Origin of the sequence: Xenorhabdus ehlersii (assembly GCF_003610465.1) — a bacterium.
In the GTDB taxonomy this organism is placed as follows: domain Bacteria; phylum Pseudomonadota; class Gammaproteobacteria; order Enterobacterales; family Enterobacteriaceae; genus Xenorhabdus; species Xenorhabdus ehlersii.
The window spans coordinates 488,825-504,332 of sequence record NZ_RAQI01000003.1 but is presented as its reverse complement, the minus strand read 5'-3'; the positions used below and the strand labels follow the sequence as shown (position 1 = coordinate 504,332).

Below are 15,508 nucleotides of genomic sequence, written 5' to 3'. Positions count from 1 at the left end.
CGCCTTGTTAGCTACGCTGCAACTTGAAACCTATTGGGTATATAAGCATCTCGTGATAAATCAAGTGCTATAGCATAAAACGCCAGTCATATAAGTGCCAGTATTAAAAACAGTAATTATTTCCCCTACTTTGCAAATCACTGCCTGATTGGCTGTAATTTGCAATTTAAGGAGCCAAACGGTCAACATTCCACTTATCACCATCACGTTGATACAGGAAACGATCATGAAGACGATGGGCACCTCCCTGCCAAAATTCAACTGAGTCAAATTTGACCTTAAATCCGCCCCAAAAACTTGGGAGAGGTACTTCACCATTTTGGAATTTCTGTTTCAGCTCCAAAAACTTCCCTTCCAAAATGCTTCTGGCTGAAACCTTTGAGGATTGCTGGGAAGCCCAAGCTGCAATTTGGCTATCCCTCGGACGGCTATGAAAATATTTTACAACCTCAACCGGAGATAAACGCTCAGCTCTGCCGAGAAAACTGACCTGTCGTTCCAATTGATACCAGGGAAAGTGGAGACTAATCCGGTTATTCTGGGCCAGATGTTTTGCCTTGCGACTGCCAAGATTGGTGTAGAATATCAAGTTATTAGCATCAAAATGTTTTAATAGAACGATGCGTTGATAAGGCTGCCCATATTCATCTACTGTAGCAATACACATTGCCGTCGGATCGCTGAGCTTCGCTTCACAAGCCTGCTTTAACCAACGTTCAAAAAGTTCAATCGGTTCTTCGGTAAGATCTTTTCGCCTTAACCCACCACGTATATATTCACGGCGCAGTTCTGCGATATCTGTTTCATTATTTTCTGACATTTCTAACTCTCGATTTATTAATGAGTATTAGCATATCATTGTTATCTGTTAGCTAACGGTCTTCTAATAATGATCATCTGTTAACTGACCATTATCCAACCAATTATCTGACAACTGGGTAAATTGCCCCTAAAATCGTTTCTCTATCCGCCCCTGTGACTGATGGTAAATTACCAGACAACCCAGACATTGTTCGGAATGACAGCCAGGCAAATGCCAGTGCTTCCATATCGTCACCACTCAAACCATATTTGTCTGTCGTAGCTACTTCAGTACCCGGCAATAAAACCGATAACCGATTCATCACGAGTGGATTACGCGCCCCGCCACCACATACCAAAAGACGGTCACACCCACCACTCAACATAATTTGCTGAGCAATGCTTACAGCCGTGAGTTCAGCCAATGTGGCTTGAACATCCACTGGTGCAACATCAGGGAAATCAGCCAACTGTTTCTCCAACCACGCCATATTAAAGTACTCACGCCCTGTGCTCTTCGGTGCAGTACGTGCGAAATAGGGATCAGAAAGCATTTTTTGGAGTAAAGATTCATTAACAGTACCTTCACTGGCCCACTGTGCATCTTTATCGTAAGGCAACTGCTTATGCCGCCATGTCCAAGCATCCATCAGCATATTGCCCGGTCCGGTATCATATCCTTTAACGGCTGAGTTAGGCAGAAGTGCTGAGATATTTGCTATTCCGCCAATGTTTAAAATAATCCGCCTTTCTGTCGGATGTCCCAATACAGCCATATGAAATGCGGGTACTAAAGGAGCTCCCTGCCCACCATAAGCCATGTCACGCCGTCTGAAATCACCGACCGTTGTAATATTGGTAAGTGCTGCTACACGGTTATTGTCACCGATTTGCATGGTAAAAGGTTTTTCACCATCCGGCTCATGCCATACGGTCTGCCCATGACATCCGATTGCTATAATATCATTTGCAGTCAGCCCTGCTTTATTCAGTAACCCTTGAACAGCTTCCGCAAAGAGAGTGCCAAGTTCATAGTCAAATCTTCCGACCATTGATAATGTCGTCTGCTGTCCTTGACAAATGGATAGCAATTTTTGCTTAAGCTCTTGCGGAAAAGGATGGCTATAACTCACTTGCTGAGTAACAATTTTATCACTAATCTCCGCCAAAATAACATCAACCCCATCCATGCTGGTGCCAGACATCACACCAATATAACGTCCTGACTTCATAAATACTCCTCTATTAAATAATGGATCACATTTAACATGTGGATTACATTTAATCTTGCGTAAACTATAAAACACATCTATTCGGACTATATATGTTTAATGATCATTATCAGAGATAAAATCTGAGTTTTGGAAAGCTCTTCACAAAACATGCTAAACTTTTGGTCAGGAATTATTCCTTTCAGAGTTCATCGTGAACATTTATTATATGTAAATATGCATTATTAGTAGCCGGCAAATTTATTAGTTCTGCTGCTAACAATAGTATCTACTACTGAGAATAGTAGCCGAACACTTGGTGATAAGTTTATTCTCAAGCTTCCCTATCGGGCATTAAAATTAGGAGTGATTATGTTAAAACGTTTCCTGGTTGGCGCAGTTGTAGTAACCACGTTGTCTGGCTGTGCAGACATGGGAGCACTTTCTAGTGATACTTACTCTATTGGTCAAGCCAAACAAGCTCAAACTGTGACTTATGGCACCATTCTATCTGTACGCCCCATCACGATTAAAGGCAAGCAAGCTGGTGATCCTAATATGTTAGGTCTCATTGGTGGTGCTGTTTTGGGAGGATTGCTAGGTAATACAGTTGGTGATGGTTCTGGTCAAAGGCTTGCCACAGCTGCAGGTGCTATTGCTGGCGGCCTGGCTGGTCAAAGAATCGAAGGTGCTTTAGACCAAACGAAAGGTATTGAGCTAGAAATTCGTATGGACAGCGGAAAAAATATCATCATAGTACAAAAGTTAGACAGCACCGTATTCAGCAGAGGGCAACGTGTCAGGATCGCAAACAGCGGAGATTCTTTGACTGTATCACCACTCTAAAATGTTTAAATAACGCAAGACAAAAAATCGCGGTTTACCAGTAACAAGATCTGGGCCGCGATTTTATTATTATAGATTAATTTTTATATTACCTGTTTGTGCAATTGGTTAATATTTTTTTCAATTTTCTTTATTACAGAAGCAAGCAGAATTAACTCATCATGAGTAATTCCCTCCAAAATTTCTTTTCTTGTAGAACCAATAACACTATCCACTTCTCTAATAAAGTTTTCCGATTCTTTGGTTAATTTGATTCTTTTTGCACGTCGATCATTGGCACATGTATGGCGTGTAATCAGTTTCTTTTCTTCTAATTGATCAAGCGTTCTCACCAAAGATGGTTGCTCAATACCAATAGCTTTTGCGAGCTGTATCTGGGACTGCTCTGGTGGTAGTTGACTAATATTGTATAGAGTAACCCAATGCGTCTGAGTTAATTTCAACGGTTTCAAACGATGATCAATTAAAGCGCGCCAGATACGGACTAAACGTGCCAGATCTGATCCCAATGTCAATTCCAATTACCCCTCCTTATAATTAGAGACTCATATAACATCAATGAATTATCCAATCAGTTTATTCATATGAATAATGGATACGCACTCTATATCATGCTTACATTAGCAGAGTCAGCAATTTCGCTAATTACCTAATTAGTATCGCGTTGGCTTGTTACTTAAAGTTGACATCTTCGTCGCCCTAAAGAGCGAAATTGTACGGCGCACCGAATAAAATCGCGCATTAATCCACCAACGATATAAACTGTATAAAATAATCCTTCAACTAAACTATTGTAAGTTTAAATATCAACAAAAAAAGTACAATCCCCCAAAATATATACATTTCAACTCGGTTAAAGTTCTATAAGAATAACCGCCATCCAAGTACTAATCTATATATTTTTACATTAATATCATTTTTCTCTTACAGAGATTGATAACATCAAAATAAATAACATAAAAAACAATAAGATAACAAAACAGTTTCTTTTTTGTTCAATAAATAATTCTTTAATAAGAAATTTTTACTGAAATGATTAAGATAGACAACAGAAGTGATATTTTGAAATGACTTATGTCAAATAAAAGAAATGTAATATAAATAATATATCATTTATGGCTAGTAATATTTCTTATTTTTGCGATCATCCTAAACTATAATTCATATAAATGATATTTTTTAGCCAATTCAGAGTGGAATTAAAATAAATCGGGTTGTCTTGGAATAATATTTCTTTCCTCTTCCTTTCTTCTCGGCTCTCTTAGTTTTCTCTGACGACATAACCGCAATATTTCTCTTTTTTCACTATCCGATAATTTCGTCCATATAAATCGCTCTTTCCTACTACGATAACATCCTCGGCAAAAACCACGGGGATCAGATTCACAAACTCCCCGACAAGGGTTTGGAATAGCAAAAAATTCTAATTGTTTAGCCATCTCATCCCCCTACATCCAGGCTTATCAAGCATTCCCATAATGAGGCCGTTTATTGACCAGTATAAACTTCGCCCTTGTCATTTCAAAATAAAATGGTAACAACTTAAAGGTAAACAAACCGGATAATTTGAATTATCTGATCTATACACGCTATAGTTAACCAATCATATGCAGATATGTGAGCCAAGTTTTTGTAATAAAGCTATGTTTCGCAATAAAACTATAAAGACCAAGAGGTAATCATGCGTTTACTCCACACTATGATCCGGGTTGGCAACATGCAGCGCTCAATTGATTTCTATACTCAGGTAATGGGTATGCGTTTACTTCGCACCAGCGAAAATCCAGAGTATAAGTATTCTCTCGCGTTTGTTGGTTATACCGATGAAAGTCAAGGCGCAGTCATTGAGCTAACCTATAATTGGGATGTTGAAAACTACGAAATGGGAACCGCATTTGGACATATCGCCTTAGGTGTTGATGATGTTGCAGCAACCTGTGAACACATCAAACTTGCAGGAGGGAAAGTAGTTCGCGAAGCAGGGCCAGTTAAAGGTGGAACAACCGTCATTGCATTCGTTGAAGATCCTGATGGCTATAAGATTGAACTCATCGAAAATTCAAGTGCCAGCAATGCATTAGGCAACTAACTCTATCAATAACTATCGAGTTATAGTTAGAAATTATTTAAATACCTAAATAAGGGCATCTTGCCCTTTAATTCCCCACCGAATAAGCATTACTTCTGCAAGACACACCAAATTTTGTCATAATGCCCACTATTCCAAAGTTAAAAAATAGAATCCTGAAGCTAAGAACTGAAAATCAGATGTCTAATCAAAATGATCAAAATATGCTAAGTGGGCGCTTTCGTGGCTACTATCCCGTTGTCATTGATGTCGAAACCGCTGGTTTTAATGCGCGTACAGACGCTTTGCTTGAAATTGCTGCAATTACTTTAAAAATGGATGAAGATGGTTGGCTAACACCTGCCAATACGCTACATTTTCATATCGAGCCTTTTGAAGGGGCTAATCTTGATCCTGCCGCTCTCGCTTTCACTGGCATTGATCCTACAAACCCCTTGCGAGGCGCTGTCAGTGAATATACTGCCTTGCACGCAATTTTTAAAATGATCCGCAAGGGCATGAAAGACACGAATTGTAACCGTGCAATTATGGTCGCCCATAATGCCAATTTTGATCACAGTTTTGTCATGGCTGCTGCTGAACGTGCTGGTTTGAAACGCAATCCATTCCATCCGTTCGCTACTTTTGATACCGCTGCACTCAGTGGCTTGGTTCTTGGCCAGACAATTCTTGCCAAAGCCTGCATCACAGCGGAAATTCCGTTTGACAGCAATCAGGCCCATAGCGCACTTTATGATACGGATCGAACTGCCCTGCTTTTCTGTGAACTGGTTAATCGCTGGAAACGTCTAGGTGGTTGGCCGCTACCATCTACTGATGCAGCCAGCTGCGAATCCTAAAAAAGCAAGCCCCATACCAATTAAAGTATGGGGCTATGAAAAGTAGCCATTATTCAGATGAATAACTGACCTTATTCCTGCTCACGATACTTGTCGGCAGTCTCTTTGATCAGTGTTTGTAGTTCACCGCGTTGATACATCTCAACAAGAATGTCACAACCTCCCACCAACTCACCATCAACCCAAAGTTGAGGAAAAGTCGGCCAATTAGCATACTTAGGTAATTGAGCTCGGATATCTGGATTTTGCAGAATATCCACATAAGCAAAACGTTCACCACAAGCTGATAAGGCCTGAACTGCCTGTGCAGAGAAACCGCAGCTTGGCAATTTTGGTGAACCTTTCATGTACAACAGAATTGGGTTTTCTCTGATCTGACGTTCGATTTTTTCAATGACTGCATCAGCCGTTGTATCAGTAACCGTGTTAGTGTTTATATTAGTCATTTTTGCTTCCTTAAAAACTGCAAGCGCTATTTATTAGCATAAGATAAAGATTGATTCAGAATACCACTTTCTACGCTAATTTTTCTACCGTGAACTTTATATGGCAAATTTTTGCCATGACTTGCAGTAAATGATCATTAAATATTTCCACTCCAACTGACTGTATTCAATCCATGTTAAGTTTAGTTCTGCACCAGTTCGCAGCGTGATAGCATCTTTTTCCCTGTTATTTAGCAGAAAAGTTGTTAAGATAATTATCAAAATAGTAACACGATAATAAGCTTAAATTTGCCCTGCCCATGGTTAGTGTCTAAGCCATGGTTTGCGGAGCCAAAAACCCGATATTAATAAAAAGGAGCATGCAATGTCTTTTGAATTACCAGCATTACCTTATGCCAAAGATGCCCTGGAACCACACATTTCTGCAGAAACCCTGGAATACCACTACGGCAAACATCACAACGCTTATGTTGTAAACCTGAATAATCTGATTAAAGATACTGAGTTTGCCGGAAAATCTCTGGAAGAGATTATCAAAACATCTGAAGGTGGTATCTTCAATAACGCAGCACAAGTTTGGAACCATACTTTCTACTGGCATAGCCTGTCACCAAATGGTGGTGGCGAACCAACCGGAAAAGTAGCAGACGCTATCAACAATGCTTTCGGCTCTTTTGCTGAGTTCAAACAGCAATTCACTGACGCAGCCCTGAAAAACTTTGGTTCTGGTTGGACTTGGTTAGTCAAGAAAGTTGATGGCACTCTGGCTATTGTTAACTCTTCTAATGCAGCAACCCCATTGACTGGCGAAGATAAGCCAGTACTGACCGTTGATGTTTGGGAGCACGCATATTACATTGATTACCGCAATGCACGCCCTCAATATTTAGAGCACTTCTGGGCTCTGGTCAACTGGAAATTTGTTGAAGAAAATCTGGCTTAATAAGATTCGTTCTTAATACTAGCTTGAAATAATAAGGGCAGGTTTTCCTTCATGCGCGGAATTTCGTATGCTGGAGACCCCCCCCTTTAAAGTAAGTGGGACTACAAATTCTTCTTTTAGATCTTGATCAGATCAGGCAGAGGCTCCCCAGAAAAACAATCATGATTAATGCACTACTGGCGGCCAATAATCCCAATTTCAGATCTGTATCCATAGAACATCCTCAATGTGAAAATTAAGACACTTCAACATCCTAAATTTTAAGCAGTTATTTGCCATATTATCTAAAAATCATACCGCAATATTTAATCCATACTCTTTATAGCATCGATTATTGCTTTCACTTTTGAGCTAGATCAGACAAAATTCAAGGTTTACCGCTAAATTATTGCCAACCATCACCCTGTATATAAATATATTGGTAAACGATTAACAAATAGCTATACCCGACAAGAAAGATAAAGGGTATATAAATTAGACCAGAAGGTCAGGAGTCCTTTTTTCATGGCAACGATTAAAGATGTGGCTAAACGCGCTGGTGTTTCGACTACAACCGTATCCCATGTGATCAATAAAACCCGTTTCGTCGCCGAAGATACAAAGGCCGCAGTTTGGGCCGCTATTAAAGAATTGAACTATTCTCCCAGTGCCGTTGCCCGCAGCTTGAAAGTTAACCACACCAAATCCATTGGATTGCTGGCAACATCAAGTGAAGCACCCTACTTTGCTGAGATTATAGAATCGGTTGAAAATAGCTGCTATAGCAAAGGTTATACATTGATTTTATGTAATTCTCATAACAACCTTGATAAACAGAAAGCTTACCTCGCGATGCTGGCACAAAAACGAGTAGATGGTTTGCTGGTAATGTGTTCAGAATATCCTGAGCAACTTTTGAACATGTTGGAAGGCTATCGTAATATTCCTATGGTAGTCATGGATTGGGGAGAATCCAGAGGCGATTTTACCGATGCAATTATTGATAATGCCTTTCATGGTGGTTACCTGGCTGGCCGTTATCTCATTGAACGTGGTCATCGTGATATTGCATCTATTCCTGGGCCATTGGCAAGAAATACTGGAGGAGGGCGCCACCAAGGTTTCCTTAAAGCACTAAAAGAAGCCAATATCGCTATTCGGGATGAGTGGATTGTACAAGGTGATTTTGAACCTGAGTCCGGTTATCAAGCTATGTACAAGATCCTGAATCAAAAACATCGTCCAACTGCTGTTTTTTGTGGTGGAGATGTCATGGCTATGGGAGCAATTTGTGCAGCCGATGAGTTGGGATTACGCGTTCCACAAGACATTTCAATCATCGGTTATGATAATATTCGCAATGCCCGCTATTTTACGCCAGCATTAACAACCATCCACCAACCCAAAGAGCGTTTAGGGCAAATGGCCTTTTCAATGTTACTGGACAGGATCGTCAATAAACGTGAGGATGCACAAACTATCGAAGTCCACCCACGCCTTGTTGAACGGCGCTCTGTTGCAGATGGACCTTTTATCGATTATCGCCGCTGACGGTTAATTTTCTTGCAGCCATTCGGCATTAAGCGTTTCGCTATCCCCCAGATAATCAAGTAACCAGCTTAATGCCGGTGAATGGCTTTTTTGCGACCATGTTAAGCAGCATGGGCTGTCAGGCAATGGTTGTTCAAGTTCAAGTGTAATCAACTTGCCTTTACGGATCAGCGGTTGCGCACGGTGTTTAGGCACCATACCTACACACAATCCATCCATCAAGCAACTTAATCCAACATCCCAATCAGGGACAATCAGTCTCCGCTGATTATCCAAAGCCCATGTATCACGCTTAGGCAAACTGCGTGAGGTGTCTTCAAGACATAAACTGGGATAAGGCCGCATTTGGTCATCATTCAATTTTCCCGATATTACTGCCAGTTCGTGTTCAGGACTGGCTACACACAACCAAGGCATGAACCCCATATCCCTGAAGCTATATCGCTCACCAACAGGGGCAGCACGTGTCGCTCCGATGGCGACATCCACCCGTCCATCCACCAAAGCATCCCACACGCCATTGAAAACTTCAGGATAGATAAGTAATTCAATATCTGGAAAATGGCGATAAAAATCCAAAATTAGCCGAAGCGTTCGCTCTGGTTTTACTACCTGATCAACCGCAATACTAAATTGTCCCCGCCAACCATTGGCAACCTGTTGGCACTGGTGCCGAGTGTGATTCATTTTTTTGATAACAGAACGCGCTTCTTTGACAAAAATTGCCCCCGCTTCCGTTAAATCAACATCACGATGACGACGTTCAAACAGAGGTACTGCCAGCCATTCTTCAAGCTGTTTTACCGTATAGCTGACAGCAGAAGGCACACGATGAAGTTCTGATGCAGCCGCGCTGAAACTTCCTGTTCTGGCAACAGCATCAACGACTTCCAGAGAGTATTCAGACCACATATATCTTCCTTTCAATTTTTTTCACAACATGGTGCAAATATTACCGTTTCACAAGTAAAAATCATGCTATATAAAATAAGCCAAATATTTCCTTATCCACTACAAAACCTGATTATTAACACAATGACAACAAATAAAAACTCCATTCCATTTATGTCTTATCTCGCGGGTTTAAGCATGTTAGGCTATCTGGCCATTGATATGTATCTGCCCGCTTTTGATACAATGAAAGCAGAATTAGGTACATCAACTAATGCTATTAGTGCGAGCCTTAGCATTTTTCTTGCCGGATTTGCTTTTGCACAACTTTTATGGGGTCAATTGTCTGACCGTTTAGGCAGAAAACCTGTTCTTATTATCGGCCTATCCCTGTTTTCCATTAGTTGTTTAGGTATGCTTTGGATAACGGGTCCGATCCAGTTATTGGTATTGAGATTTATGCAAGCGGTTGGCGTTTGTTCCGCTGCGGTGACTTGGCAGGCTTTAGTCGTCGACAGATATGATGCAGAGCGTACCAAACGTGTTTTTGCCATGATCATGCCTTTGGTTGCTCTTTCCCCTGCTCTTGCTCCTTTGTTGGGCGCATGGCTATTGACACATAATGGTTGGAGAGTCATTTTCCTTGTTTTAATGATCGTAACGATATTGCTGTTAATACCAACATTTTTTCTGACTAATAAGCGTACTAGTATCGAAACCCACGCTGATAAAAAGGCAGTTTCTTTCTTTACGTTATTAACTTCCCCAGTTTTTAACGGAAATGTATTGATCTATGCATCTTGCAGTGCCGGTTTTTTTGCCTGGCTAACGGGTTCACCAACAATTTTGAAAGATATGGGTTATGACCCTACCGATATTGGCTTAAGTTATATTCCCCAAACTCTGGCATTTATGATTGGCGGGTATGGTTGCCGTATCTTACTGGAAAAAGTAAAAAGTGAAACGGTATTCCCATTTCTGTTGGTGGGCTATGCTGTAAGCATGATCATTATTTGCTTGATTTCCATATTAAGTGAACCTTCATTTATAGCCATTCTTATTCCTTTTTGTGTGATGGCGGCAATGAATGGTGCATCCTATCCAATTGCAGTAGCAAATGCTCTGTCTGTTTATCCTCAGGATAGTGGTAAAGCGGCTGCATTACAAAATGCCCTGCAATTGGGCCTCTGTTTTGTTGCGAGTATGATCGTCTCTGTATTTATGGAATACCCTCTTTTATCGACGACAACAACAATGGCGCTTACGGTTGTTCCAATGTCTGTCGGTTATTGGCTGCAAAAACAAGGTGTTGAAAAAAACCACTAAACATGAATACAATAATTCTCCAAAAAAATAATAGTTAAGAACATTATTATCTAAAGGTTACACCATTATGTGACCTTTAGATGATTGTTTAAATACTATTTCACTCATATACTCATACGGATTCATTATTCTAAAAACTCGGAATTTGAGGTCTCTCAGAGCATTGACGCTCTATTTAATTTCAGGATGAATAGGCAATATGTGCTTTTCAATGCAATTTCTATATTATTTTCCAATAAACCTTCGGGGTTTTATATAATAAAAATCAGCTACAAAGTGACACCTCAAAATTCCATCACACAAATGTTGGAGAGTATATGAGTTCGTCTTTCGTTGAAGGTAAAAAAATAATCACTGATCCTTGGCATAGGATCGCCCATGAATTGCTTCAGGAAACTGATATTGATATCAATGGTAAGCGCCCTTTCGACATACGGATTAAAAATCCTGACTTCTATAAACGCGTATTGAAAAAAGGCTCCTTGGGTCTGGGTGAGAGTTATATGGATGGCTGGTGGGAATGTGATCGCCTTGATATTTTCTTTTACAAAGTATTACGGGCAGGTTTAGAACATCGTATTCCTAAAAATGTCAAGGATATCTTCAAGATAATTATCTCTCGTATATTTAATTTACAATCTCCCAAACGTGCCTGGATTGTAGGTGAGGAACATTATAATTTAGGCAATGACCTGTTTACCCGGATGCTTGATCCTCACATGCAATATTCTTGCGGTTATTGGAAAGATGCCAACACACTAGAAGAAGCACAATCCCATAAGCTGCGCCTGATTTGCGAAAAACTACAATTGTCCCCAGGCATGACTTTATTGGATATCGGTTGTGGATGGGGAGGTTTGGCTGCCTATGCGGCAGAAAACTACGGTGTATCTGTTACAGGGGTAACGATTTCAGCCGAGCAACAGAAGTATGCACAGGAACACTGCAAGGATCTAAATGTAAAAATTATCCTTGAAGATTACCGAAACCTCGACCTTCAGTTTGATCGCGTTGTATCTGTCGGCATGTTTGAGCACGTAGGCCCTAAAAATTATGACAATTATTTCAATATAGTGAAAAAGAACTTAAAACCTGATGGTCTGTTCCTTCTCCATACCATCGGTTCCAATATTGATAAATTAGGTTCCGATGCATGGATCAGCAAATATATTTTTCCCAATGGCTGCTTACCATCGATCGCCAAAATTGCCAAAGCAACTACCGGAAAGTTTGTCATGGAAGATTGGCACAATTTTGGGGCTGATTATGACCGGACATTGATGGCATGGTATGAGCGATTTATCGCCAGTTGGCATGAAATAGAGCATAACTATAGCCCACGCTTCAAACGGATGTTCAGTTATTACCTGAACGCCTGTGCAGGTGCATTCCGTGCAAGAGATATACAGTTATGGCAGATAGTCTTTAGTCCGCGAGGCATTGAAAAAGGATTGAGAGTACCTAGATAGCTCCCCATAACGGAATGCTTGAAGCTACAGAAATCGTATTTCTGTAGCTTTCGTGTTTTATCGAATCTAGAAAGATTTTTTATTGCTCTTCAGTCTGTGACAATAATTTTTCTTGTTCTTTCTGAGACAGAATCCGTTCAACGGTATCTACAATCGCTTGGGTTTGTGGATCAATTTCAATATTAACCTTTTCACCGAGACGTTTTTTGCCCAAAGTTGTACGTTCCAATGTTTCTGGAATTAAATGAACACAGAAGCGATTATTGACTACATCTCCAATTGTTAGGCTAATTCCGTCAATACCAACAAATCCTTTATGCAGGATATATTTCATTAACTGTTTATCGTGAATTCGAAACCATATTTCATGGTTATTTTCAGAAGTGAAGATCTTGGCAATTTCTGCTGTTGTAATAACATGACCGGACATCAAATGCCCACCAATTTCATCACCAAATTTAGCAGCCCTTTCCAAATTAACTAAATCACCTACCCTAAGTTCGCCAAGGTTGGTCAGACGCAATGTTTCTTTCATTAAATCAAAACTGATTAAATCACCGTCGATCTTAGTTACAGTCAGACAACAACCGTTGTGGGAAACAGAAGCCCCCGTTTCAATTCCGCGTAATAATTCAGCCGGAAATTTAACAACATGGGTCCGAAAATGCATTTTTTCATCAATAGCAACTATCGGTGCTTTTCCCTGAACAATACCTGTAAACATGGGAACCTCTTTAATAATTTCATCTAGCGGATTAGTTTAACCCACTCACCACTTTTAAACATTACTTAAATACCATTTTGTTTAATACATTATTTTGGTTGAGTTTAGTTTCAGTTGAGTGTTGCTTCAATCATGTTGAGTATAAACATCGTGCAATGATTGGATTAATAAAATGAGTCCTATACAATATGACAGCTTATAAGCGATATATTTTCCATTAACATCGTTTGCTCGCAAAAATATTTCTTGTTTTTCTCGTTAATTTTCAATCAAAAAAGGTGTAGTACGTGCAGAAATATTTAAATGAAGCGCGTAGTTTGCTCGCTTTAGGGATCCCTGTCGTCATCGCACAGTTTTCACAAACTGCGATGGGTTTCGTCGATACCGTCATGGCTGGTAAAGCTGGTGCTATTGAAATGTCAGCGGTTGCTGTTGGTACATCAATCTGGCTGCCAACCATTCTGTTTGGCCAAGGTTTATTGCTCGCCTTGACACCAATCGTGGCACACATGAATGGATCTGGTCAGAGAAAAAATGTTGCAGGCCAAATTCAGCAAGGATTTTGGCTTGCAACTTTCCTCTCTATCTTGACCATCGCAATACTGTATAACAGCCGATTTGTTATAGAAGCACAACATAACGTCGATCCTGTATTGGCACAAAAAGCCACGGAATTTATCCATGCCATCATGTGGGGAGCGCCAGGTTATTTGTTTTATCAAGTTTTACGTGGTCAATGTGAAGGGTTATCGAAAACCAAACCAGCAATGGTCATAGGCCTTGCCGGACTACTGGTCAATATTCCCGTTAACTATATTTTTATTTACGGTAAATTTGGTGCGCCTGCATTAGGTGGTATCGGTTGTGGTGTTGCAACGGCAACCGTTTACTGGGTTATGTTCCTGTTGCTATTTGCCTATGTGAAGCACTCTCCTTCTCAAAAAGATATCCAAACATTCAACAAATTTGTGGGACCTGAATGGCATACGCAAAAACGTATTGCACTGCTTGGCCTGCCTATCGCTTTAGCGATGTTTTTTGAGGTTACTCTGTTTGCTGTCGTCTCGTTGTTGGTCTCTCCACTCGGTGTCGTGGCCGTTGCAGGGCACCAGATATCACTCAACTTCAGCTCCATGATGTTTATGTTTCCACTGTCATTGGGGATAGCGGCCACCATTCGCGTTGGCTATAACCTGGGCCAACAATCAACAGAAGGTGCTAAGGTATCCGCATATACGAGTATTATTGTTGGCTTAATTATTGCCTGTATGACAGCGACCTTCACGATACTGTTTAGCAAACACATTGCGTTTATGTACAACGATAACCCTGAGGTCGTTATTCTTGCCTCCCACTTAATGCTGTTTGCTGCTATTTACCAACTTTCTGATGCAATTCAGGTCATTGGATCAGGAGTATTGCGCGGGTACAAGGATACACGTTCTATTTTCTTTATCACTTTTATTGCTTATTGGCTCTTAGGACTACCTAGTGGCTATATTCTGGCATTGACTGATTATGTAACTAAGCCGATGGGACCACAGGGTTTCTGGATTGGGTTTATTATCGGTTTAACCGCATCAGCATTCATGATGGGTTACCGTATTTTATGGACACAAAAACAGCCAGCCCATTATGTTCTGAAACGTTCTACTCGTTAATTCAGTATATTAAGTTACCAACACAAGGGGAAAAAGCTGCGAATTCATGCTAAAAGATGTAAATGCGAGCAGTTGAACAAGAATTTGCATTTTTCCCCTTGCCAGAAGGCTCAGTGCTCGTTAATATTCGTCCCCGTTGTCAGCCACAGAAATTTAGATTGCGTCCGTAGCTCAGTTGGTTAGAGCACCACCTTGACATGGTGGGGGTCGGTGGTTCGAGTCCACTCGGACGCACCAAATATCCGGTTGACAGAAAATAGAATCTTGATGTGCGTCCGTAGCTCAGTTGGTTAGAGCACCACCTTGACATGGTGGGGGTCGGTGGTTCGAGTCCACTCGGACGCACCATATCTAATTCATCACTTCACACCTTTCTTATACTAGTTACCTTTTCCCAATTTTTTCATTCCAATATCCTCTTGTACTCATGAACTAGATTGTTGTCCAATCTACTTGTGTATTAAAAACTCAATTTTATTTTATTTGCGCAACAACTCTCTGATTTCTTTCATTATGAACCATGGCTATCTCCTCTTTTCTGTATGGAAATCCTTTCAAAAGCTATTTTTTGATTCATTTCACAGAAATTAGTCTCTATAATACGCCTATGTCATAAGTTGAATGGTTTCAGCTAATTAATTTACCGAATCCAGAAAAAATTACAGATGATTAGTCGAACTAAATCCGTATATCTGCACATACCGAACTTCACGCTGAAAAACCATTTGACTC

The 15,508-nt window shown here is 40.4% G+C and carries 15 protein-coding genes and 2 tRNA genes; 10 read left to right on the top strand and 7 right to left on the bottom strand.

All coding sequences use genetic code 11. The annotated features are described in order from the left end of the window. Positions 1–166 precede the first annotated feature (166 nt). On the bottom strand, positions 167–820 hold the full coding sequence (pdxH, locus tag BDE27_RS12785; protein ID WP_099132869.1) for a pyridoxamine 5'-phosphate oxidase: 654 nt from the start codon (positions 818–820) through the stop codon (positions 167–169). A 103-nt stretch (positions 821–923) separates the two neighbouring features. After that, positions 924–2,033, bottom strand: a complete 1,110-nt coding sequence (gene anmK, locus BDE27_RS12780) for an anhydro-N-acetylmuramic acid kinase (protein WP_099132868.1) — start codon at positions 2,031–2,033, stop codon at positions 924–926. A gap of 351 nt (positions 2,034–2,384) precedes the next feature. Here anmK and BDE27_RS12775 point away from each other — a divergent pair, with 351 nt between their 5' ends. Beyond that, a complete protein-coding gene (locus BDE27_RS12775) occupies positions 2,385–2,858 on the top strand; it encodes an outer membrane lipoprotein (protein ID WP_099132867.1) in 474 nt (157 codons plus the stop codon). Positions 2,859–2,941: 83 nt separating this feature from the next. On the opposite strand, the gene slyA is transcribed toward BDE27_RS12775, so the two are convergent. Together slyA and BDE27_RS12765 are read right to left on the bottom strand one after the other, a co-directional pair. Then, positions 2,942–3,379, bottom strand: a complete 438-nt coding sequence (slyA, locus tag BDE27_RS12770) for a transcriptional regulator SlyA (RefSeq protein WP_099132866.1) — start codon at positions 3,377–3,379, stop codon at positions 2,942–2,944. Positions 3,380–4,057: 678 nt separating this feature from the next. Next, complete coding sequence (locus tag BDE27_RS12765; RefSeq protein WP_099132865.1) at positions 4,058–4,297, bottom strand: DUF1289 domain-containing protein; 240 nt, start codon at positions 4,295–4,297, stop codon at positions 4,058–4,060. A gap of 242 nt (positions 4,298–4,539) precedes the next feature. On the opposite strand from BDE27_RS12765, the gene gloA reads away from it, so the two are divergent. Further along, positions 4,540–4,947: a lactoylglutathione lyase gene (gloA, locus tag BDE27_RS12760; protein WP_099132864.1), complete on the top strand. Its 408-nt coding sequence runs from the start codon at positions 4,540–4,542 to the stop codon at positions 4,945–4,947. A gap of 179 nt (positions 4,948–5,126) precedes the next feature. Then, the gene (gene rnt / locus BDE27_RS12755) at positions 5,127–5,786 is read left to right on the top strand and encodes a ribonuclease T (RefSeq protein ID WP_099132863.1); all 660 of its coding nucleotides are present in this window, start codon (positions 5,127–5,129) and stop codon (positions 5,784–5,786) included. A gap of 71 nt (positions 5,787–5,857) precedes the next feature. Here the strand turns inward: rnt and BDE27_RS12750 are convergent, their stop codons facing one another. Next, a complete protein-coding gene (locus BDE27_RS12750) occupies positions 5,858–6,232 on the bottom strand; it encodes a Grx4 family monothiol glutaredoxin (RefSeq protein WP_099132862.1) in 375 nt (124 codons plus the stop codon). Between the two features lie 364 nt (positions 6,233–6,596). On the opposite strand from BDE27_RS12750, the gene sodB reads away from it, so the two are divergent. Next, positions 6,597–7,175, top strand: a complete 579-nt coding sequence (gene sodB, locus BDE27_RS12745; RefSeq protein WP_099132861.1) for a superoxide dismutase [Fe] — start codon at positions 6,597–6,599, stop codon at positions 7,173–7,175. Positions 7,176–7,679: 504 nt separating this feature from the next. Beyond that, on the top strand, positions 7,680–8,705 hold the full coding sequence (gene purR / locus BDE27_RS12740) for an HTH-type transcriptional repressor PurR (protein WP_099132860.1): 1,026 nt from the start codon (positions 7,680–7,682) through the stop codon (positions 8,703–8,705). Positions 8,706–8,708: 3 nt separating this feature from the next. Here purR and punR read toward each other — a convergent pair whose 3' ends face one another. Beyond that, complete coding sequence (punR, locus tag BDE27_RS12735; RefSeq protein WP_099132859.1) at positions 8,709–9,617, bottom strand: DNA-binding transcriptional activator PunR; 909 nt, start codon at positions 9,615–9,617, stop codon at positions 8,709–8,711. 123 nt (positions 9,618–9,740) lie between these two features. Here punR and punC point away from each other — a divergent pair, with 123 nt between their 5' ends. Next, complete coding sequence (gene punC / locus BDE27_RS12730) at positions 9,741–10,922, top strand: purine nucleoside transporter PunC (protein ID WP_099132889.1); 1,182 nt, start codon at positions 9,741–9,743, stop codon at positions 10,920–10,922. 317 nt (positions 10,923–11,239) lie between these two features. Further along, positions 11,240–12,391: a cyclopropane fatty acyl phospholipid synthase gene (gene cfa / locus BDE27_RS12725; RefSeq protein WP_099132858.1), complete on the top strand. Its 1,152-nt coding sequence runs from the start codon at positions 11,240–11,242 to the stop codon at positions 12,389–12,391. A gap of 79 nt (positions 12,392–12,470) precedes the next feature. Here the strand turns inward: cfa and BDE27_RS12720 are convergent, their stop codons facing one another. Continuing rightward, positions 12,471–13,115: a riboflavin synthase subunit alpha gene (locus tag BDE27_RS12720; protein ID WP_099132857.1), complete on the bottom strand. Its 645-nt coding sequence runs from the start codon at positions 13,113–13,115 to the stop codon at positions 12,471–12,473. Positions 13,116–13,402: 287 nt separating this feature from the next. Here BDE27_RS12720 and BDE27_RS12715 point away from each other — a divergent pair, with 287 nt between their 5' ends. The 3 genes from BDE27_RS12715 to BDE27_RS12705 all read left to right on the top strand — a co-directional run bounded on the left by BDE27_RS12715 (position 13,403) and on the right by BDE27_RS12705 (position 15,124). After that, positions 13,403–14,776, top strand: coding sequence for an MATE family efflux transporter (locus BDE27_RS12715; RefSeq protein ID WP_099132856.1), 1,374 nt, complete (start codon positions 13,403–13,405; stop codon positions 14,774–14,776). Between the two features lie 160 nt (positions 14,777–14,936). Beyond that, positions 14,937–15,013, top strand: a tRNA-Val gene (locus BDE27_RS12710). Between the two features lie 34 nt (positions 15,014–15,047). Beyond that, positions 15,048–15,124 (top strand) — tRNA-Val (locus BDE27_RS12705). Positions 15,125–15,508: the final 384 nt, after the last annotated feature.

Excerpts from the sequence above, each read along its gene's own strand:
- pdxH (WP_099132869.1), bottom strand. The coding sequence starts at position 820 with ATGTCAGAAAATAATGAAACAGATATCGCAGAACTGCGCCGTGAATAT.
- punC (WP_099132889.1), top strand. The coding sequence starts at position 9,741 with ATGACAACAAATAAAAACTCCATTCCATTTATGTCTTATCTCGCGGGT.
- BDE27_RS12720 (WP_099132857.1), bottom strand. The coding sequence starts at position 13,115 with ATGTTTACAGGTATTGTTCAGGGAAAAGCACCGATAGTTGCTATTGAT.
- gloA (WP_099132864.1), top strand. The coding sequence starts at position 4,540 with ATGCGTTTACTCCACACTATGATCCGGGTTGGCAACATGCAGCGCTCA.
- cfa (WP_099132858.1), top strand. The coding sequence starts at position 11,240 with ATGAGTTCGTCTTTCGTTGAAGGTAAAAAAATAATCACTGATCCTTGG.
- BDE27_RS12775 (WP_099132867.1), top strand. The coding sequence starts at position 2,385 with ATGTTAAAACGTTTCCTGGTTGGCGCAGTTGTAGTAACCACGTTGTCT.
- BDE27_RS12750 (WP_099132862.1), bottom strand. The coding sequence starts at position 6,232 with ATGACTAATATAAACACTAACACGGTTACTGATACAACGGCTGATGCA.
- punR (WP_099132859.1), bottom strand. The coding sequence starts at position 9,617 with ATGTGGTCTGAATACTCTCTGGAAGTCGTTGATGCTGTTGCCAGAACA.
- rnt (WP_099132863.1), top strand. The coding sequence starts at position 5,127 with ATGTCTAATCAAAATGATCAAAATATGCTAAGTGGGCGCTTTCGTGGC.
- sodB (WP_099132861.1), top strand. The coding sequence starts at position 6,597 with ATGTCTTTTGAATTACCAGCATTACCTTATGCCAAAGATGCCCTGGAA.
- purR (WP_099132860.1), top strand. The coding sequence starts at position 7,680 with ATGGCAACGATTAAAGATGTGGCTAAACGCGCTGGTGTTTCGACTACA.
- BDE27_RS12765 (WP_099132865.1), bottom strand. The coding sequence starts at position 4,297 with ATGGCTAAACAATTAGAATTTTTTGCTATTCCAAACCCTTGTCGGGGA.
- anmK (WP_099132868.1), bottom strand. The coding sequence starts at position 2,033 with ATGAAGTCAGGACGTTATATTGGTGTGATGTCTGGCACCAGCATGGAT.